This window comes from Vreelandella profundi, from assembly GCF_019722725.1.
Lineage (GTDB): Bacteria > Pseudomonadota > Gammaproteobacteria > Pseudomonadales > Halomonadaceae > Vreelandella > Vreelandella profundi.
Genome location: NZ_CP077941.1, coordinates 2,710,519 through 2,730,582, shown reverse-complemented (window position 1 = coordinate 2,730,582; position 20,064 = coordinate 2,710,519). Strand labels below are relative to the sequence as shown.

Here is a 20,064-nt window from a genome sequence, read left to right as displayed (position 1 = left end):
GGTGAAACCAAAACGCGCGATGCTCATAACATCAACGATGTTCATAACATAAACTACGCTCATAACATCAAGATAAAGAGGTGTGTTCATGAAACGCCATGTATTTTCCACTGCCGCCTTCTCTGGTGCGCTAATTGCTGCAGCGACCTTCGCGTCTCCTGCAGTGGCACAAGAACGCTACATCACCATCGGTACCGGCGGCCAAACCGGTGTTTATTACGTCGTCGGCCAGTCGGTTTGCCGTATGGTTAACCGCGGCAGCGACGAGCACAACATCCGCTGTAACGCGCCGTCTACCGGTGGTTCGGTTGCTAACGTGAACGGCATGAAGAGCGGCGAACTGGACATGGGCGTTGTTCAGTCTGATGTTCAATACCGCGCTTACAATGGCGAAGCCAACTTCGAAGAAGAAGGCCCTTGGGAAGAAATGCGCTCGGTATTCACCATGCACGGTGAGCCGCTAACCGTGGTTGCTCGTGCTGATTCTGGCATTGAGACCATCAGCGATTTCCCTGGTAAGCGTGTCAACATTGGTAACCCAGGTTCTGGTCAGCGTAACACCATGGATGTGGTCATGGAGGCGTTTGGCTGGGACGAAGACACCTTTGCACTAGCATCTCAGTTAGATGCCGCCGAGCAGTCTGCAGCCCTGTCCGATAACAACATCGATGCGATGGTATATGTTGTTGGTCACCCGAACGGTTCTATCCAAGAAGCCACGACTACCATCGATGCGCGCTTAGTGCCGGTGACCGGCGATAAAATCGACGCGCTGATTGAAGAGTACCCGTACTACACTCGCTCTGTGATTCCGGGTGGCCTGTACCGTGGTAACGACGAAGACGTTGAAACCTTTGGCGTCGCCGCTACCTTCGTTTCTTCTGCCGATGTTGATGAAGACATTGTCTATGAAACGGTGAAAGCAGTATTTGAAAACTTTGACCGCTTCAAGCGTCTGCACCCAGCGTTTGAAAATCTTAATGAAGAAGACATGATCTCTGACGGTTTAACCGCTCCGTTACATGACGGCGCCGCGCGTTATTACCGTGAGCGTGGCTGGATCGAGTAAGTCTAAGCACCAGCGTAAAGATAGGTCGGTGAGTAGTCTTCACCACGAGTAGTAAAGCGCGGGCACCCTGGGTGTCCGCGCTTCTTGTTGAAAGCGCTGATTGTCAGCGCTGACCATAGGCAGGGCAAGCGTATGCGTGATGACAAACAACCTTCGGCGGTCGCTGAAAGTGACCTAGATGATATGGTTGCTTCCAGCGACTCGGGAGCAAGAAAGCCCGCAGGCGTGCCGGGGCAACTGTTGGTAAGCATTGCAGCGATATGGTCGCTGTTTCAGCTTTGGATAGCTTCACCGCTGCCGTATATGGTGGGGTTCGGTGTATTTAGTGCCACTGAATCACGCTCGATTCATTTGGCCTTCGCGCTGTTTCTTGCCTTTATGGCCTACCCCGCATTTAAGCGCTCACCGCGTGACCGTATTCCGCTTCAAGACTGGGCGTTGGCCGCGGTTGCTGCTTTCTGCGGTGCATACTTATTTATCTTTTATGCCGACCTAGCACAGCGCCCAGGGCGTCCTATCACTCAAGACATCGTGATTGGTGTGCTTGGCATTATTATGTTGCTAGAAGCCACCCGGCGGGCGCTCGGGCCGCCGCTAATGATCGTGGCGGGATTGTTTATTGTCTACTCGGTGTTTGGCCCTTACATGCCGGGCATTTTGGCCCACCGCGGTGTGAGTTTAGGCGGTTTGATTAATCACCAGTGGCTGGGTACCCAAGGGGTATTTGGTATTGCGCTGGGCGTTTCTACCAGTTTTGTTTTCCTATTTGTTCTGTTTGGCGCACTGCTTGAGAAAGCCGGTGCGGGTAACTATTTCATTAAAGTCGCTTTTTCTATGCTGGGTCACTTGAAAGGCGGGCCAGCCAAAGCCGCCGTCGTGGCGTCAGGGTTGACTGGCTTGATCTCAGGATCGTCGATTGCCAATACGGTAACTACGGGTACGTTTACGATCCCGATGATGAAGCGCGTTGGCTTCAGTGCAGAAAAAGCGGGGGCTGTTGAAGTTGCCTCCTCGGTGAATGGCCAAATCATGCCGCCGGTCATGGGCGCCGCTGCGTTCTTGATGGTGGAGTACGTGGGTATTTCTTACGTCGAAGTTATTAAGCATGCCTTTTTGCCTGCGATCATTTCCTATATTGCCCTTATCTATATTGTTCACCTTGAAGCCTTGAAAGCGGATATGAAGGGGTTGCCTTCAAGTAATCCTAAACGCCCCTTGCTGAACAAGATTCTTGGTTTTATGACCGGCCTGATTTTGTTGATGGGGCTATCGTTTGTCGTTTATTACGGCCTTGGCTGGCTCAAGCCGGTATTAGGTGAGTCGACCCCTTGGGTCGTGTCTGTGGGCTTGGCGGTTATTTATGTCGGGCTATTGAAAGTTAGCTCGAACTATCCAGAACTCGAGATGGATGATCCGAATACGGCGGTGTTAACGCTTCCACAAACGCGGCCGACGGTAATGGTTGGGCTGCATTACATCCTACCGGTTGTCGTTCTGGTGTGGTGTTTGATGGTTGAGCGCATGTCGCCAGGGCTGTCAGCATTTTGGGCAACCATGTTTATGATCTTTATTATGGTCACTCAGCGCCCCGTTATCGCCTTTTTCCGTGGCCACAGCAAGTTCGCGGCGGACGTCAAAGAGGGCTTTAAAGATCTTTGGGACGGTCTTGTAGCCGGTGCGCGTAACATGATCGGTATTGGTATTGCCACCGCTACCGCCGGTATCGTGGTGGGCGCCGTGTCTCAGACCGGCGTTGGCCTAGTACTGGCAGACGTCGTGGAGATTCTTTCCGGCGGCAATCTGATGATGATTTTGCTGCTTACCGCGCTGTTAAGTCTGATTTTGGGCATGGGCTTACCTACCACGGCCAACTACATTGTGGTTTCCGCGCTCATGGCGCCGGTGATTGTGCTGCTGGGTCAGCAGAATGGGCTGATCGTACCGCTGATTGCCGTGCATCTGTTCGTGTTCTACTTCGGCATCATGGCGGACGTAACGCCCCCGGTGGGGTTAGCCTCATTCGCTGCAGCTGCGGTGTCAGGAGGTGACCCCTTACGCACCGGCTTCCAGGCTTTTTACTACAGCCTACGCACAGCGGCACTGCCGTTCCTGTTCATCTTCAATACCGATCTGCTGCTGATCGATGTCACGGTGATACAGGGCATTGTAGTGTTTATTGTCGCCACCAGTGCCATGCTGATATTTGCGGCGGGCACGCAAGGCTACATGCTTGTTCGTAGCCGCTGGTATGAATCGCTGTTGCTGCTGTTAGTGGCCTTTACGCTGTTCCGCCCAGGCTTTTGGATGGACAGAATTCACAACCCTTACGAGTCAATTCCGCCGACCCAGTTTGCCGAAGCGCTAGGCAATGTCGAGGACGGCAGTAACCTGCGCGTGCAAATCGCCGGCGTCAATGATTACGGTGATCCAATGACGACCTATGTTCTGGTTCCTGTTCCTAGCGGTGATTCGGGTGAAGAGCGTATGGAAGCGCTGGGCATGGAGCTTGTAGCGGATGGCGACAAAGCCATGGTCGACTTCATTGAATTTGGCGGCCAGGCTGCTGAGTTAGGCTTTGATTTTGATCAAGAGATTATTGAAGTGCTGGCGCCCGTGAATCGTTGGACCAAAGAGTGGCTATGGATTCCGGCGCTCATCGTCTTTGGCCTGGTGGTATTAATGCAGCGCCGTCGGCGAGTAAAACAAACCGACGAGCCTGACAGCAAACCAGCAGCAACGGTCTAGGGGAGGTCATTATGTATCAGAAAATTCTACTGCCTGTGGATCTCAACGAAGAGGCTTCATGGAAGAAAGCCTTGCCCACGGCGATTACGTTGTGTGAAACCTTTGGCGCATCGCTGCATGTAATAACGGTGCTGCCGGAATTTAAGCTGCCGATGGTCGGCGCTTATTTCCCCAAAGACTTTTCGAAGAAAGCACACGAAGCCATGAAAGAAACCCAGCATGCGTTCATTCAGGCCAATGTTCCTGAGGGTATTAAAACGCAGAGCATCATCGTGGATGGCTCCCCCTGGGAGGCCATCATCAAGGTGGGTAAAAAACTCAACGTTGATCTGATTGTGATGGCGTCTCACACCAAGCGAAAGTTTGTGGACTATGTGCTGGGCCCTAACGCCGAACATGTTGTCCATCACTCCAAAGTGTCGGTCATGATTGTGCGCTAAAAAGACGCAGATAAGCTGCGCGCCTTGAAGCCAAGATCTTGAAGGCACAGATCTTGAAGGCATAGATCTTGAAAGCATAGATCTTGAAGACACAGATAAAGTGGTACATCTTGTAAACTCCGGGTGAATAGCCCGGAGTTTTTTTGTCGCAAACTAAGACGTTTTTACGATGCCATGAACTACTGACGGATTCGTTTTGCTGCTCATCTCGTAGCGAGATTTTGCTTAGATAATGTAGGCGAAGGGCGTCGCCCTATGCGCTGGCTTGTTTTACGTGCTGAAGGCTTATATACACAGTAATCAGATGGAGGTGATGGCGGTGAAAGCATCGTTAATGGGATGGGCAATACTGATGCTTAGCATGCCTCTTGCCGGGTGGGCGGACGCGCCAGAGGCGCGGGGTTTGCCAAGTAGTGCCCCCGTGATACTGACAGTCAGCGGCAATATTGCGCCTGAGAATGCGGGGCATGAAGTGCAGCTTGATTTCGCCACCTTAGAGGCATTACCGCAGTATGAGTTTGCGACGAATACGCCCTGGACTGCTGGGGTTAATTATTATCGCGGGCCGTTAATGCGTGACCTGCTATCTCATTTAAATGCGGATGCCGAATCGGTGCACATCGCTGCAATGGATGGCTATGAAGCCGATATCCCGGTCAGTGATTTTGAGGAACATGACGTTATTTTGGCATTAACAAAAGATGGCGCCGCCATTCCGGTTCGCGAGCTCGGCCCGCTGTGGATACTTTATCCTTTCGACCAGGATGAGACGCTGCTAAGCGAAAAAATGCGCTTTAGATCGGTATGGCAGGTTTTACACATCAATGTCCGTTAGCCGTTTAACCATGCAGGCATCAAGCCTACTGCGCTACCCGCGGCGCCTTAAGTTTGCAGCGATCATTGCCTTACTGTTATTCGCCGGTGCGCTAGTGGTGGCCACGCTGGCAGCCTGGCGACAGGATAATCTTACCCAAAGTCTGCGTGAAGATACTGCTTGGATTGTTTATAAACTGGACCGTGATGCGGTACAGCTGGTCAATCATGTGCTGACGTTGGAGCAGCAGAATCAGCCGCTCACGCCAGCGGCGCGCTATGCGCTGACCCTGCGCTTTGAGCTGCTGTATAGCCGGATAACGCTGCTCGAAGAGGGCGATGTCAGCGCATTATTGAAAAATATCACGATCGGACGCGAGCTGTTTAGCCAGATCCAAGCGCAGATTGATGTGCTGGATATGATGTTCAAAGCGTTTGGGGTGCCTGACCACCGTGGCGTGACACCGCCACTCCCGCTGGAGGCGTTGGGAGATGAGCTGCAGGCGCTGACGCGAGTAACGGAGCGTCTCGTTATTGCTATTAACGGCTATTTGGCTGAGTCGGCGACGGCAGAGCGAATACAGCTCAGCCTGCTCTACAAACTTCTTATGACGCTGATCGTAGGAATGAGTTTAGCGGCCTTTCTGGTGATCGCTTTTTTAGTGCGTGAAACACGCGAAAGTGCAGCGATTAGGCGCAAACAAGTGCAGCTCGCTCTAGAGCTTGAAGAGACGGCTAAACAGGCGCAGGCGGCGAACCAAGCAAAATCGGATTTTTTAGCTATCGTTAGCCATGAAATTCGCACGCCCCTGAACGGTGTGATTGGTATGAGCGAATTGTTACGCGAAGCGGTCAGCCCCGCGCAGGTAGAAGACTACGCTTATACGATCCATGATAGCGCTAACCAGCTGCTATCAATGATCAATGAAATTCTCGACTTCTCGAAAATTGAAGCCGGGCATTTAGTGCTTCAAACATCGCCCACGGCTATTCGGCCACTGGTCGACAGCGTGATAGAGCTATTTGCGCCGCGAATAAAAATGAAGGGATTAACCTTCACCGTTGACGTGGACTCGCGGGTGCCCGCTTGGGTAATGGTCGACGCCGGGCGGCTCAGGCAAATATTGCTTAATCTTATCGCCAATGCGATTAAATTCACCGATCACGGTGGTGTCAGCGTTCAAGTCTCCACTAATGCCGAACAGCTATTATTTGAAATTAGCGACACGGGATGTGGGCTGAGTGAGCATCAGCAGGCCCGCCTTTTTGAGCCTTTTCAGCAGGCCGATGAGTCCGTGGCTCGGCGTTTTGGTGGAACCGGACTAGGCCTGGCGATTTGCAAACGCCTAAGCGAGGCGATGCAAGGGCGAATAGTTGTATCGAGCCATCTTGGTCAAGGCAGCACCTTTCGATGTGAGCTGCCGTTGGTGGTGGCGAATCCGGTATCAGCGTCATTACCCAGCGTACCTCAGCAGGACTTTACCGGCACAACGCTGCTGCTAGTCGAAGATAACGCGGTGAATCGCAAAGTGGCGATTGGTTTATTGTCACGCTTAGGGTGCGATGTGACGTGGGCTGAAAATGGCCGGGATGCCCTTGCCATGGCTCAGTCTCAGCAGGTGCATTTGATTTTTATGGATATCCAGCTGCCCGATATGGATGGCCTTACGGTCGCCCAGCGTTTGCGCGAGCAGGGTGGCTGGCTTGCCAATGTGCCTATCGTCGCTATGACGGCGGGTGGCGCCGAGGATGATCGTCAACGCTGCCTTGCAGCAGGCATGAACGATTATCTTACCAAACCGCTGTCGCTATCTGCGCTCAGTCGCCTGCTGACAGCACAGCTTTTTGCCACGCCTAACGCGGCTTCGTTGCCAGCGCTGCCGGTCTTGCAAACGCAGCCCGGCGCGCAGTCATTACTCAATATCGACACGCTGAACATGCTAAAAGCGACTCTAGGCGATGTGAGCTTGACTCAGCTGATCACGCTTTATCATCAGCAAGTAAGTGATTACTGCACGCAGCTAAGGGCTTGCCTCGCGCCGTCACCACTGGGCGCTGAGCAGCAACAGCAGGTCGTGCGTTTGGCGCACCAGCTGCGCGGTGAGTCAGTCAGTATGGGCGCCGACAAGCTGGCCGACCAGGCGCAGCAGCTGGAAACATTAATCACAACGGAACAGTTCGCGCAAAGCAAACGAAACAACGCATTTAGCGCGTTACGCTTAACGGCGTCGCACACTCATGCAGCGATGGAGAAATGGTGCCGCGAGCATCTGTCAGGCTGAGCTCGGAAGCTAACTGTGCATACTGCCATTGTTGTATATCGCTGCGGGCCATACTGAACAACACTGTAAGCGTATTTTGAATAATCATAATGCTCAGGAGCCTTTCAATGATCTACGCCAACCCTAGTGACACTGGTTCAGTGGTGTCATTTGAAAAACGCTACGGCAACTATATCGGCGGTGAGTTTGTCGCCCCGGTGAAAGGCCAGTACTTCGATAATATTAGTCCCGTCAATGGCAAGGTATTTTGCGAAATTCCCCGCTCCACGGCGGAAGATATTGATAAAGCGCTGGATGCTGCCCATAAAGCGGCGCCGGCATGGGGGAAAACCTCCGCCCAGGAGCGCAGCAATATTCTGCTGAAAATCGCCGACCGCATTGAGCAAAATCTTGAAATGCTGGCGGTGGCCGAAACCTGGGACAACGGTAAAGCCGTGCGCGAAACGCTCAATGCCGATCTTCCTCTGGCCGTTGATCACTTCCGTTACTTTGCCGGCTGTATTCGCGCCCAGGAAGGCTCCGCGGCAGATATCGATGCCAATACCGTTTCCTATCATTTTCACGAGCCACTGGGGGTTGTAGGACAAATTATCCCCTGGAATTTCCCGATTCTGATGGCTGTCTGGAAACTGGCGCCCGCACTAGCCGCAGGCAACTGCGTGGTATTGAAACCCGCTGAGCAAACGCCGGCGTCGATTTTGAAAGTGGCGGAGCTGATTGGCGATCTGCTGCCCGCAGGCGTGCTGAACATTGTTAACGGCTTTGGTGCAGAGGCAGGGCAGGCGCTGGCGAGCAGCAAGCGCATCGCGAAAATTGCCTTTACCGGCTCTACGCCCGTGGGCTCGCATATTCTTAAATGCGCGGCAGAAAATATTATTCCCTCTACCGTAGAGCTGGGCGGCAAGTCACCGAATATTTATTTTGCCGATATCATGAATGCCGAACCGACGTTCATTGATAAGGCGGTAGAAGGTTTGGTGCTGGCGTTCTTCAACCAGGGTGAAGTGTGCACCTGTCCGTCGCGTGCGCTTATCCAAGAAAGCATGTACGACGAGTTCATGGCCAAGGTGCTGGAACGCACCAAGCTTATTAAGCGAGGCAATCCGCTTGATACCGATGTCCAGGTGGGCGCGCAGGCTTCTCAAGAGCAGTTCGACAAGATCATGTCTTACATGGATGTTGCCCGCGATGAAGGCGCGGAGTTCCTCACCGGCGGCGACAAAGAAACCCTGGATGACAGCCTCAACAGCGGTTACTACATTCAGCCCACGCTGTTGAAGGGCAATAACCAGATGCGCGTCTTCCAAGAAGAGATTTTTGGGCCGGTGGTGGCGGTCACCACGTTTAAAGATGAAGCAGAGGCGTTAGCGATCGCCAACGATACCGAGTTTGGTCTGGGTGCAGGTGTATGGAGCCGTGATATTAACGTTGCCTTCCGCATGGGCCGTGGTATCCAAGCCGGTCGCGTATGGACCAACTGTTACCACCAGTATCCCGCTCACGCGGCTTTCGGTGGCTACAAGAAATCCGGCGTTGGCCGCGAAACGCATAAGGTGGCGCTTGAGCACTATCAGCAAACCAAAAACCTGCTGATTAGCTACGATATAAATCCGCTAGGCTTTTTCTAACGCTTAGACGCTAGCAACGCACGTATGCGTGCAAAAAAATCCCGACCATGTGTGGTCGGGATTTTTGTTTTGGCTGACTTACATCTGAGAGTCTTCAGGCGGCTCGCCGATCGTGCCGGGCATTGCCTGCACATGGCTCATCTGCTGGCCCGCAAGCGTAAGAAAGTGCAGGTGGCGCTCATACTCGGCCATTAAATCACCAATCACCTGACCACGCGTATAGCCGTTAAGATCCTTATCCTGACCACCCTCCGCCAAGTAGACGTCTAGACGTACATAGAAGTCATCATCGGCTGGGATAAAGCTCGGCGTGCGCATGCGGTGCGGGCAAATTTGATAGACAAAGCTGGTAGCATCGCCAAATTCGACCTGCAGCATTAGATTGGGGAGTGACTCACCCTCAACCGCTTCTTCTGTCACGTTCGCGGCTTGGCCTCGGCGTTCAAGCTCCTGTGCAAACTGTGTCATCGCCGGGCGAATCGCATGTTCAATGGTGGCGGCTGCACCGGCGCGATTAGAGGTGTCAAGGGCGCGGTCTAAGCGTTCTTTCCAATCGCCGCCAGGCGCGCTACCGGCAATCATGCGACGTGCATCTGCCTTGCTACCTTCCAATTTCAAGGCTTTATACATGCCCACCATCACCGCAAAAATAACCAGTGAGAAGGGCAGCGCGGTAATCACCACAGCACTCTGCAGCGCGTCCAAACCACCGGCCATCAGCAGTGCAATGGTGATCAAACCGATCATGGCTGACCAGAAAATACGCAGCTTCACCGGCGCATCGTGGTTCACGTCGCTCAGAATAGACGTGAAGTTGGCCAACACTAGCGCTCCAGAGTCCGCTGAGGTAATAAAGAACACAATACCCAAAACGGTGACGACTGCCGCGGTAATGCCCACGTAAGGGAAGTACTCAAGCAGCGTGTAGATCGTGGTTTGCGGGGTGTTGAGCGCCTGCTCACCTAGCTCGACAACGCCTTGATTAGCGACCAGTTCAATACCGCTATTCCCGAATATCGACATCCAAACCATCATAAAGGCGAGGGGGATAAACAGCGCACCGGCGACGAATTCACGAATAGTACGGCCACGGGAAATACGTGCCAGGAATAGGCCTACGAACGGGGTCCAGGCAATCCACCAGCCCCAGAAGAAAATCGTCCACCACATTTTCCACTCTTGAGCCCCCTCGTCGGCGAAGGCGTAAGTGTCAAAGCTGGCGCCCACAAAACCCGATAGATAATCGCCGGCGTTGTTGACCACCTTATCCAGCAACACCAGCGTGTCGCCTGAGAAGAGTACAAACAGCATCAGTGCTAATGCCAGTAGCATGTTGAACTCTGACAACCGGCGAATGCCTTTCTCAACCCCGGTCACCACGGAAATGGTTGCTAAGATCACTACCAAGACAATTAAAATCACCTGCACGGTGAGGTTTTCCGGTACACCGAACATATAGGTGAGGCCGTAGTTAAGCTGTATCACCCCGATACCGAGACTCGTGGCAATGCCGAACACGGTGGATATCACCGCGGTAATGTCCACCGCGTTGCCAATCGGGCCATGGATACGTTTGCCTAGAATGGGGTAAAGCGCGCTACGAATCGCCAGCGGCAGGCGATGGCGATAACTAAAGTAAGCCAGCGCCATACCCATCAGCACGTACAGCCCCCAACCGGAGAGCCCCCAGTGCAGATAGGTTTGAACGACGGCGTTACGCATAGCGGCCTGGCTTTCTGGCGTAAGATCCGGCGGTGCCAAATAGTGGGCAACCGGCTCGGCAACGCTGAAGAACAGCAGGTCGATACCGATACCCGCAGCAAACAGCATCGCCGACCAGGAGAGTAGCGAAAACTCAGGTCGTGAGTGATCGGGCCCAAGGCGAATACTGCCAAAGCGTGACATGCCAATGGCAATCACAAATACCAGGTACGCCACAATAGCGAGCATGTAGTACCAGCCAAAGGTTTTGCTTACCCAGGCGAGTCCGGCATCAAAAAAGGCGCCAGCCTGCTCGGTAAACAGCATGGTTAGCACCAGAAAGATAAGAATGCCAGCTACACTGCCGTGAAAAACCACGGGATTAAGGCGGTCTCGGGAGGGAAGGATAGGATTGTCTTTCGCCATGCAGGCGGACTCCTGTGGTTGAAAGGTGGAGACAAAATTTTATTTTGAATGAACGTTCAAATAAAATACGTGAATAACTGCTACCCTTCAAGTTTACGAGCGCCTGAAATTGTTTGACTTAGTGCGGATTGACGGATGTTTAGAGCTAAAAACGCCCGGAAAACCGGGCGTTGTCAAGGATATACCGATGCGGCGAATATTTATTCGCTATCGACACGCTCGTCGCTATTATCGTGTTGGCCGCGCTTGCCCCGATGTTCTTCATGCGCTTCGCGCATGGCGTTGTGAAGCGCCTCTTGCTCTTCTTCCGTGAGAATGTCAGCGACTCGCTCTTTATGTTCTTCACGCAGCGCATGGATTGCCTCACGATGTTCAGCGTGCGCTGCATTGAGCTCAGCCTGTTTATCAGCTGAGATCTCTGCGCGCTGATACACCTCTTGGCGACGCTCTTCCATGCGTTCTTCCATACGCTGGCGATCAGCGCCGCGATCTTCATGATCACCGTGACTATCTGCGTGGGCCGTTAATGTGATCGATGCTAACGCAGCGGCAAGTAGTGCGGGGGCAAATAGTTGACGAATTGACACTTTCTTAGTACCTGAAATGTTCATAGCATCTCTCCTGGTAAGTTGACGATGTCAGTATCACTAGGTGTAGTGCAAACTGTTTGCAGTTAGTGTGCAACAATCATGATCTTATTGGCTTGCGACAGGTCATAGCCAGTAGTCGATCGTCAAGAGTAGACAGGGACAACATTCATTAAGGAGAAGCATAATGTCGAGAATCAAGCTATCTCGCGTGTGGCAGCCGCGCTGCGCGTTCACCGCGCTATGTCGAGTAACCGGTCTGGGTGCGCTTGCTTTGCTGCTGAGTGGCTGCAGCACTTCTCAGCATGTGGGTCAAAATGAGTCCGCCGTTGAGAGTGGTACGCTGCATGAACCCCAGCCCTTTACGCGTTTGACGCCACGGACCTACACGCCGGTTGATTGGCCGCAGGCGCTAAAGGCGGATGTCTATTTGCCCGATGAATCGACTAGCGACCTACGCCCAGCCGCCTTATTGGTTCACGGTGGTGGCTGGCGAAATCGTACGCCGGAAGATATGCAAGGCATTGCCGAACAGTTGGCAGGGCAAGGCTATGTGGCGGTTAACATTGAGTATCGCTTTGTGCCGGAGTATCGCTTTCCTACCCAGCTGTACGATTTGCAGCAGGCAATGGCGTGGATCCATGCCAACGCCGAAGAATGGCAGGTGGATACTGACCGCATCGTAGGGGTTGGATACTCATCGGGAGCGCATTTGGTGAGCCTGCTGGCGCTGGCTGGCGTTGAAGGGCCGCTGGCCGAGCCTTACGGCGGCGAGCAGAGTCGGTTAGCCGCGGTGTTGGCGGGAGGGTTGCCAAGCGATCTGCTTAAATTCGATGACGGGCCTTTAGTGGTGGACTTTATCGGCGGCACGCGAGCCGAAGAACCCGAGGCATATCGCCTAGCGTCGCCCATTTACCATATTACCCCGCAGGCTCCGCCGTTTTTTATATTCCACGGCAAGTGGGATCGCCTCGTGCCGGTAGACCACGGCACAGACTTCTATCAAGCGCTGCAGGACAACAACGTCGAGAGCGAGCTTTATCTGCAAAGCTTTAGAGGCCACATAGCAAGCTTCTTACTACGCGGCGGCGCTATTGATGCCGGCATCAAATTTCTTAATCGGCAGGTAAATCCTTAACCTTCTGGCTGATACTTATAGCCGACGCCATAGACTGAGCGGATGATTTCCAGTTCGGGCAGCGCTTCGTGGATTTTCTTACGCAGTTTCTTGATGTGGCTGTCCACGGTGCGCTCTGAGACGATGCGGTTATCACGGTACATGTGATCCATTAGCTGCTCGCGGCTGAAAATACGTCCCGGCGCCTGCATCATCACGCGCAGTAATTGAAACTCCACCGCGGTGAGCCCTAAATCTTGCCCGTAAGCGAGCGCTTGCCAGCCATCTTCATTTAACACGACCGGTGCATGCTGAACGTCGGCAGGGGCGTTTGCCGCTGCTTGGCTACGGCGAAGCACGGCTTTGACACGGGCGACCACTTCACGGGGGCTGAACGGTTTGCAGATATAGTCGTCAGCGCCTAACTCTAAGCCCAGCAAGCGGTCGACCTCTTCTACCTTAGCGGTCACCATAATGATCGCAATGGTCGGCCAGTGCTGGCGAATCTCTCGGCTAAGCGTCAGGCCGTCTTTGCCTGGCAGCATAATGTCGAGCAGCACAAGCGCCGGGGAATGCTGTGCTAGCCATGGCATAACTTCATCGCCGTGGGCTAAGGTCGTGACCGAAAAGCCATGCGTGGTTAAGTAGTCCGCCATCAGGCGAGCAATTTTGGGTTCATCCTCAACAATCAGCAAAGAGGCCGCGTGAGACGCATCGTGAGACATAGGGAACTCGCTTAGCAGTGAGGGTGAAAGCCTGTTAATGAGAGGTCAGCAGAGGAAAGCGCAGTGTCCAGCGCAGCCCGCCCAGCGTAGAAGCGGAGGGCGTCAGCGTTGCCCCGTGGGCGTTGATTAGCGCACTGGCAATTGACAGGCCTAAACCGCTGCCGCCGCTGGACCGGTTACGCGACCCCTCTACACGGTACAGCCGCTCGGTTAAGCGCGCCAGTTCGCCTTCGGGTACGCCGGGCGAACTGTCTTCCCAGGTAACGATTGCGAACCCCTGCTGCGCGGTGAGCGTAACGCGCAGCTCTCCCGGTGGTTGGGTGTAGGCGCAGCTGTTATCCAACAAGTTGTTCCAGAGCTGATGCAAGCGCTGGGCATCGCCACGAACCATTATGCCAGGCGCGATCTGCTCCGTCAGCGTTAAGCCACTGTCCATTAACCAGCGGTCGGCGTCGGCGAGGCGGCTGGCAAGGCAGTCACTCAGGTCCATCGGCGCAAGCTGGATATCCAGCGCGCCTGCATCGCTTTGCGACAGTAGGCGCAAGTCCGTGACTAGGCGTTCCAACTGACTAACCTCTTGAGCCAGCGAGCTGAGGTTCTCCTGGTTGAGAGGGCGGATGCCGTCCTGCATAGCCTCAATTTCCCCGCGCAGGACGGCCAACGGCGTGCGCAGTTCGTGCGCCGTGTCGGACACCCAGCGCGCCCGGGCATCGCGGCTGGCTTCCAGCGTCGCGGCAAGCACGTTGAAATCTCGCGCCAGGCGTGACAGCTCATCGCGGCCACGCTCAGGTAGCCGAGTCGTATAATCACCTTCGGTCAGACGCAGCGTGGCACCCGCCAGTGCCCGCGTACGTCGCCCTAACCACCAGGACAAGCCGCCCGCGAGCAGTAGAGAAGCCATACATAGCGATATTACGATCAGGATAAGATTGCGCTGTTGGCGCTCAAGGAAGCGGCTTTCCATACGCTCCATCATCTCGCGAGGGGGGCGAAAGCCCAGCGCGCCAATCGCTTCCTCGCCGCTGCTCAGGTTCAGCCAATGCCAGTTGCCCGAGCCTGCGCGACCGCCATTGGCAGGCACTAAAAAACGGCCATCAGCATTACGTAGCGCAAAATCCCGCGCTTCACCAAGCGGAGAGGGGCGGTCTTGATGCTCTTGGCCCAGCTCAAAACGCACAATAGATGCCCAGCGTTCCGGGGATTGCTCCAACCATTCCCAGCTCTCTTGGGTCTCCCAGCGAGTGACGAGGCCGTCTGCCAGGAGCGTTGCCCTCCGCTCTTGCGCTTGGTTGAGATAATCGTAAAAGCCGCGGTCAATGCTGTAGGAAACCGCCATAAACATACTTGCTGAGATGGCCACATTGACGCTCAGAATAATCGCAAATAGTTTTAGCCCCAGCCGGGAAGGGCGCCATTGACGAAGAGGCCCATGCAGTGCCATCACTGAGTGCCTCCTGCTTGGCTAGGCTGACGTGGCGCACTCAGCCGTTCTCGGACATTTTCCATGCCTAGGTAGAGGCAGGGCACCAGAATTAGCAAAATAGCGGTGGCAAACAGCATGCCAAAGCCTAGCGAGATCGCCATCGGGATCATGAAGCGCGCCTGTCGTGACGTTTCTAGAATCATCGGTGCCAGCCCCAGAAATGTCGTCAACGTGGTCATCATAATGGGGCGGAGTCGCCGCGTGGCCGCGGCCACAATGGCTTCTCTGGCCGCCATTCCCTCGCGGCGCTTGCGGTTGGCGTAGTCGATCAGCACCAGCGCATCGTTGATGACAACGCCGGAAAGTGCGAGCATTCCCAGCAGGCTAATAATGGAAAGCCCAAAGCCCATGATCATATGGCCGGCCACCGCCCCGACGATGCCAAAGGGAATCGCTGCCAGTACTAGAAGCGGCTGCGAATAACTTCTAAACGGGATAGCCAGCAGCGCATAGAGCGCGGCAATCATTAACCACATGGAGGTTTTTAGCGTGGCTAAGTTGTCGGCGGTGTCCTGCTGGCGACCGCCCATGCTGACCTCTAGTCCCGGCCAGGTAGCTTCCAACGTGGGGAACACCTCTTCTTGTAACGTGGCGAGCACCTGGTTAATGGCAAGGTCGTTTTCAGAGTCCGCAGTGACGGTAATAATACGCCGCCCGTTAATGCGCTCAAGACTGCTGGAGGCTTGGCTAATGGTGATATCTGCAACGCGAGACAGGGGCACGCTCAACCCGTCAGGGGTGCGTACCGGCATGCGGTAGAGCGCGTTCAAGCTGTCGCGATTAGTGTTCGGTAGGCGTACCTCAACGCTAATTTCGCTACGCCCTACGTATTGCTCTAGGGCGGTCGCGCCCTGCAAGGGGCCGCGCAGCGCCTGGGCTAAGTTGTTGCCGGTGAGGCCCAGCGAGCGCCCCTCTGATGAAAGGCGTATTTCTAACTGGGGTTTACCGTCGCCCAGGCCGCTATCGATGTCGGTCAGCCCATAGCCGCTCAGCGTTTCGGCTAACCGTTCTGCGGCGGCTTCAAGCACCTGTGTATTGGGGTGTGAAAGTCGCAGGCTGAGTGCCGCCCCACTGCCGGGGCCGCCTACATCGGCTTCAAAGCGCACCGATTGAGCGCCTAATAAATCGCCGGTTAGGTCGCGCCACTCGCGGGCGATTCGCGATGGCGGCCATGCCTCAAGGCTTTCACTGGCAATGTCGAGACGAACCTCTAGGCTTTCACCATCCAGGCGGCTGCGCGAGCTGCCAAAACTGAGCGTTTCTTCGCGTTCGCTAAGCTGCTCTGCGGCGTCGAGAAGCTGCTGGCTGAGTTCACGACTGATGCTGATATTGCTACCAATCGGCAGTGTGACCGTCGCCTGCACCTGATCTGACTCGACGCGGGGCATGAGGGAAAACCCTAAACGCCCGCTCATTGCCCAGGAAAGGGCGACCAACAGTACCGCAATGCCCAGCGCAATGCTGAGCAAACGCTGGTTAAGGGCACGCTGGAGAAATGGCTCAAACTGATGATAGGTGAAATGGTGCAAACCGCCTTGAAGGCGTTGGCGAAGTGCTTCTAATGGGCGCTGCCACGCAGGCGTATTGCGCGGCTTGCGGCTATGCGCGAGGTGCGCGGGAAGAATCACCAGCGCTTCCAGCCAGGAAATTAAAAACACCGTGACGACAACGACCGGTACCGTCGCAAAAATAAGCCCCAGAAAGCCGGGTAAAAACAGCAGTGGCAGAAACGCGACGATATTAGAAAGAATGGCGAACGTCAGCGGCGTGGCAATTTCGCTAGCCCCTTTAACCGCCGCATCGCGCAGTGAATAGCCTTCTTCACGGTAGCTATAGATATTCTCGCCGACGATGATGGCGTCATCCACCACAATGCCCAGGGCGATGATAAAGGCGAACATCGACATCATATTCAGCGACACGCCGATCCAGGGCAGAAACAGCATGGCACCTAGAAACGCCGTTGGAATACCCAGCGTGACCCAGAATGCCAGGCGGGCTTCCAAAAAAAGCGCCATGAGCACGAGTACCAGCGCAAGCCCCATCCAGGCGTTTTTTAACAGCAGGCTAAGGCGGGCTTCGTAAACCTCTGAGTTGTCGCGAGAAATCTCAAGGCTGACGCCCTCCGGCAGGTCTAAGCGTAAACGCTCAAGCTCACCGTTAACCGCTTCTGAGATACTGGTCGGGGTTTGATCGCCAATTTGGTAAACATCCACGGATAGCCCGGGTTGACCGTTATAAAACTCTTCGCGGTCGGTCTCGGCGAAGCCGTCACTGACGTTCGCAATGTCGCCCAGCGTAATGGGCGATCCTTGTGCGCTGGTCAGAATGGGCAGCTCGGCGAAGGCCTCGGCGCTGTTACGCCGGCCCTGATAGCGAATAAGCCATTCGCCTTCGGCCGTCGTCAGCTGGCCGCTGGCAAGGTCAAGTGCCTCTTCACCAATGCGAGTGGCTAGCTGCTGATGATCCAGGCCATAGCGCTCGATAGCTTCTTCATCCAGATGAACTTGAATCTCTCGCTCGCGATTACCCGATAGCTCTGCGCGAGAGATACCCTCGGTCGCCTGTAGTTCGCCGCGTATGTCTTCAGCGGCGTCGTGCAGCGCCTCTAGGCCCACTCGGCCATAGACCTGCAGGCTCAATACGCTACGCGAGCCCCCCGCGAGGGTAAATCGCGGTGGATCGGCGGCACTGGGCAAGGTGGTGATGGCATTCACCGCCTGCTGAATCTCTTGATAGGCGCGCATCACGTCAACACCATCAATTAGCGAGGCGCTGACGTTGGCGCTGCCTTCGCTGGCTGTCGCGGTCAGCTCGTCAATGCCTTCTACATTGGCAATCGCGGCTTCCATCGGCAGCAGCAGGCTCTGCTCAACGTCTTCAGGCGTCGCACCTGGGTAGCTGATAGACACTTGCACGACTTCAATATCAAACTCAGGGAAGACTTCTTTCTTAATCGCCAGCGAGGCCATTAAGCCGCCGACAATGAACAGCACCATGAGCAGGTTAGGCGCTACCCCGTGATCGACCATCCATGCCAGTGGGCCACGCGGTGTTTTCATGACCCGTCTCCCTCTTGATCCGGCGTGTCGCTGGGGCGACGGATGCGCACTAGCTGGCCTTCGCGGGGCTGGGCTAAGCCTGCGGTAACTACCCGCTGACCGGCGCTCAGGCCGCTGCGGATCAAGGCATCATCTTCTCCGCGATAAGCCAGGGTCACCGGTGTGCGGCGAAGACGATTCTCCTCATCTACCTGCCAGACGATATCGCCTGGGCGCAGCGCGGCAGAGGGCACTGAAATGAGCTGGCGTTGAATCGTTGGCTGAAATGAAACCCGCAGAACATCACCCAGGCGCAGGGCAGGGCCATCGCTTTCTAGTGCGAGCGGGTCGTTAACGGCGATTAATAGCTGTGCCTGTAAACCGTTTTCTTCCAGGCTGGGGAGCACCGATACTAAGGTGCCTTCACGCGTCGCGTCTTCAGACCAGCCGCGGCTGGTTAAGGTAATCTGGCTGCCTGTTTCCAACCACTCAGTCCACTCACCGGGCAGGGAAGCGCGTACCCAAAATTGCTCAACGCCCACTAAGTGCACTACCTCCGTCCCCTGGCTAAGCAGGCTGCCGGCACCCACTAAGCGCGCTTGTACCATGGCGCGCCAAGGGGCCACCAGCGTGGCGCGCTCAACGTTTAACGCTGCCTGGTCTCGGACCACACGCGCCTGGATCACTTGCGCCTGGGCTTGGCGCAACTGCGGTTCTCGCAGAACCAGCGCACGGCGCTCGGCAGAAAGCTGGCGGCCAAAAGATTCGTATTCGCTGCGAGCGCGCTGTTGCTCTGCCTGTTCTAGTGACAGCAGAGCCTGGGCATTGGTTAGCTGCGCCTGCGCATCCTCCAGCGTAAGCGCGAGATCGGCTTGATCAATATAGGCGACCGGCGCCTGCTGCTCGACGACTTGGCCAGGCACAACGTCGGGTGCAAAGCGCTCAAGCTGGCCGGCCACGCGGCTGGCCAGCATGGTTTCTTGCTCTGCTTCGACGCGACCAAACCCATATAGATGGGGCGCCTGGGTACTCGCAGAAACGCTAATCACATCTACCATGCTGGGCAATGGTTCCGGTGGCACGGTACGCTCAATGCGCGGTGGCTGAGTCATAATCCACCAGGCGAGCACGCAGGTGCCGACAAGAATCAGTAACGCAACCACGGCACCCAGGCGAATACGGCCTTGCTGATAAGAAGAATGAGACGACGAGAAGGAGCGTGTTGAGGTCATTACCGCGCGTTATCCATGTGCTAAGAGCGAAAATTCCAGAAAAATGAGCGTATGATGCTAGCATCACGCATTGTTAAGCAGCGATTAGTCAAGCAATGTGCAAATACCATGCAATTGATAGCTAATTCACATTCATTTGGTATCAATAGACTCACTGGTCTACTTTAAACGTATGAAAAATACCGCAACGCGCGACAAGTTGATTGATAGTGGCGCCCAACTGATCAGCCAGCAAGGCTACAACGCAACGGGCATTAATGCCGTTTTAAAAACGTGCGGCGTGCCTAAGGGCTCTTTTTATCACTACTTCTCAAGTAAAGAAGAGTTTGGGCTGGCGGTGATTGAGCGCTTTGCTTCGACGTATGACGCCTCGCTAGTGACGCTCCTGGAAGATAGCAACACGCCGCCTTTAGAGCGGCTTAGGCGCTATTTTGCATCAGGTCGCGACTATATGCATGAGTGCGATTACGCCACGGGCTGTTTGATTGGTAATCTTGGTCAAGAGCTTTCAGGCCAAAGCGATACCTTCCGTGATGCGCTAAACCTTGTATTTCAGCGCTGGGAACAGCGGTTTGCACGTTGCTTACAAGATGCCCAGGCGAGCGGAGACATTGCAGTCCATACGGCGCCTGAAGCGTTAGCAAGCTTTATCTTAACCGGCTGGGAAGGCGCTATTTTACGCGCCAAGACGCTGAAGTCCGTCGAACCTATGGATCTGTTTGAAAAGATTTTATTTCAACAGGTGCTGATCCGCCCAGCACCATAACGCTGCGTT

At 54.9% G+C, this 20,064-nt stretch carries 14 protein-coding genes; 8 read left to right on the top strand and 6 right to left on the bottom strand.

The window, feature by feature from the left end; translation table 11 throughout:
- Nucleotides 1–88 precede the first annotated feature (88 nt).
- The 6 genes from KUO20_RS12485 to exaC all read left to right on the top strand — a co-directional run bounded on the left by KUO20_RS12485 (nt 89) and on the right by exaC (nt 8,977).
- A complete protein-coding gene (locus KUO20_RS12485; RefSeq protein WP_235040180.1) occupies nt 89–1,069 on the top strand; it encodes a TAXI family TRAP transporter solute-binding subunit in 981 nt (326 codons plus the stop codon).
- A gap of 132 nt (nt 1,070–1,201) precedes the next feature.
- Nucleotides 1,202–3,814, top strand: coding sequence for a TRAP transporter permease (locus tag KUO20_RS12480; RefSeq protein ID WP_235040179.1), 2,613 nt, complete (start codon nt 1,202–1,204; stop codon nt 3,812–3,814).
- 11 nt (nt 3,815–3,825) lie between these two features.
- On the top strand, nt 3,826–4,254 hold the full coding sequence (locus KUO20_RS12475) for a universal stress protein (protein WP_235040178.1): 429 nt from the start codon (nt 3,826–3,828) through the stop codon (nt 4,252–4,254).
- Between the two features lie 313 nt (nt 4,255–4,567).
- A complete protein-coding gene (locus tag KUO20_RS12470; RefSeq protein ID WP_235040177.1) occupies nt 4,568–5,089 on the top strand; it encodes a putative pterin-binding protein in 522 nt (173 codons plus the stop codon).
- Nucleotides 5,079–7,349, top strand: coding sequence for a hybrid sensor histidine kinase/response regulator (locus tag KUO20_RS12465; protein ID WP_235040176.1), 2,271 nt, complete (start codon nt 5,079–5,081; stop codon nt 7,347–7,349). Before KUO20_RS12470 ends, KUO20_RS12465 begins: the two co-directional genes overlap by 11 nt.
- Nucleotides 7,350–7,456: 107 nt before the next feature.
- Nucleotides 7,457–8,977, top strand: coding sequence for an acetaldehyde dehydrogenase ExaC (exaC, locus tag KUO20_RS12460; RefSeq protein ID WP_235040175.1), 1,521 nt, complete (start codon nt 7,457–7,459; stop codon nt 8,975–8,977).
- Between the two features lie 78 nt (nt 8,978–9,055).
- On the opposite strand, the gene betT is transcribed toward exaC, so the two are convergent.
- Complete coding sequence (gene betT, locus KUO20_RS12455; protein ID WP_235040174.1) at nt 9,056–11,104, bottom strand: choline BCCT transporter BetT; 2,049 nt, start codon at nt 11,102–11,104, stop codon at nt 9,056–9,058.
- A gap of 200 nt (nt 11,105–11,304) precedes the next feature.
- The gene (locus KUO20_RS12450; protein ID WP_235040173.1) at nt 11,305–11,715 is read right to left on the bottom strand and encodes a hypothetical protein; all 411 of its coding nucleotides are present in this window, start codon (nt 11,713–11,715) and stop codon (nt 11,305–11,307) included.
- 163 nt (nt 11,716–11,878) lie between these two features.
- On the opposite strand from KUO20_RS12450, the gene KUO20_RS12445 reads away from it, so the two are divergent.
- Nucleotides 11,879–12,829: an alpha/beta hydrolase gene (locus KUO20_RS12445; protein ID WP_235040172.1), complete on the top strand. Its 951-nt coding sequence runs from the start codon at nt 11,879–11,881 to the stop codon at nt 12,827–12,829.
- Here the strand turns inward: KUO20_RS12445 and KUO20_RS12440 are convergent.
- The 4 genes from KUO20_RS12440 to KUO20_RS12425 are packed head-to-tail and all read right to left on the bottom strand — an operon-like array spanning nt 12,826 to nt 19,289.
- On the bottom strand, nt 12,826–13,533 hold the full coding sequence (locus KUO20_RS12440; RefSeq protein ID WP_235040171.1) for a response regulator: 708 nt from the start codon (nt 13,531–13,533) through the stop codon (nt 12,826–12,828). The genes KUO20_RS12445 and KUO20_RS12440 overlap by 4 nt on opposite strands.
- A 34-nt stretch (nt 13,534–13,567) precedes the next feature.
- On the bottom strand, nt 13,568–14,974 hold the full coding sequence (locus KUO20_RS12435) for an ATP-binding protein (protein ID WP_235042476.1): 1,407 nt from the start codon (nt 14,972–14,974) through the stop codon (nt 13,568–13,570).
- The gene (locus KUO20_RS12430; RefSeq protein ID WP_235040170.1) at nt 14,974–18,078 is read right to left on the bottom strand and encodes an efflux RND transporter permease subunit; all 3,105 of its coding nucleotides are present in this window, start codon (nt 18,076–18,078) and stop codon (nt 14,974–14,976) included. Before KUO20_RS12430 ends, KUO20_RS12435 begins: the two co-directional genes overlap by 1 nt.
- Complete coding sequence (locus KUO20_RS12425) at nt 18,075–19,289, bottom strand: efflux RND transporter periplasmic adaptor subunit (RefSeq protein ID WP_235040169.1); 1,215 nt, start codon at nt 19,287–19,289, stop codon at nt 18,075–18,077. Before KUO20_RS12425 ends, KUO20_RS12430 begins: the two co-directional genes overlap by 4 nt.
- Before the next feature lie 172 nt (nt 19,290–19,461).
- Between KUO20_RS12425 and KUO20_RS12420 the strand changes: the two genes are divergently transcribed.
- On the top strand, nt 19,462–20,055 hold the full coding sequence (locus KUO20_RS12420) for a TetR/AcrR family transcriptional regulator (RefSeq protein ID WP_235040168.1): 594 nt from the start codon (nt 19,462–19,464) through the stop codon (nt 20,053–20,055).
- The last annotated feature ends 9 nt before the right edge of the window (nt 20,056–20,064 follow it).

Excerpts from the sequence above, each read along its gene's own strand:
- KUO20_RS12485 (WP_235040180.1), top strand. The coding sequence starts at position 89 with ATGAAACGCCATGTATTTTCCACTGCCGCCTTCTCTGGTGCGCTAATT.
- KUO20_RS12480 (WP_235040179.1), top strand. The coding sequence starts at position 1,202 with ATGCGTGATGACAAACAACCTTCGGCGGTCGCTGAAAGTGACCTAGAT.
- KUO20_RS12475 (WP_235040178.1), top strand. The coding sequence starts at position 3,826 with ATGTATCAGAAAATTCTACTGCCTGTGGATCTCAACGAAGAGGCTTCA.
- KUO20_RS12470 (WP_235040177.1), top strand. The coding sequence starts at position 4,568 with ATGGCGGTGAAAGCATCGTTAATGGGATGGGCAATACTGATGCTTAGC.
- KUO20_RS12465 (WP_235040176.1), top strand. The coding sequence starts at position 5,079 with ATGTCCGTTAGCCGTTTAACCATGCAGGCATCAAGCCTACTGCGCTAC.
- exaC (WP_235040175.1), top strand. The coding sequence starts at position 7,457 with ATGATCTACGCCAACCCTAGTGACACTGGTTCAGTGGTGTCATTTGAA.
- betT (WP_235040174.1), bottom strand. The coding sequence starts at position 11,104 with ATGGCGAAAGACAATCCTATCCTTCCCTCCCGAGACCGCCTTAATCCC.
- KUO20_RS12450 (WP_235040173.1), bottom strand. The coding sequence starts at position 11,715 with ATGAACATTTCAGGTACTAAGAAAGTGTCAATTCGTCAACTATTTGCC.
- KUO20_RS12445 (WP_235040172.1), top strand. The coding sequence starts at position 11,879 with ATGTCGAGAATCAAGCTATCTCGCGTGTGGCAGCCGCGCTGCGCGTTC.
- KUO20_RS12440 (WP_235040171.1), bottom strand. The coding sequence starts at position 13,533 with ATGTCTCACGATGCGTCTCACGCGGCCTCTTTGCTGATTGTTGAGGAT.
- KUO20_RS12435 (WP_235042476.1), bottom strand. The coding sequence starts at position 14,974 with ATGGCACTGCATGGGCCTCTTCGTCAATGGCGCCCTTCCCGGCTGGGG.
- KUO20_RS12430 (WP_235040170.1), bottom strand. The coding sequence starts at position 18,078 with ATGAAAACACCGCGTGGCCCACTGGCATGGATGGTCGATCACGGGGTA.
- KUO20_RS12425 (WP_235040169.1), bottom strand. The coding sequence starts at position 19,289 with ATGACCTCAACACGCTCCTTCTCGTCGTCTCATTCTTCTTATCAGCAA.
- KUO20_RS12420 (WP_235040168.1), top strand. The coding sequence starts at position 19,462 with ATGAAAAATACCGCAACGCGCGACAAGTTGATTGATAGTGGCGCCCAA.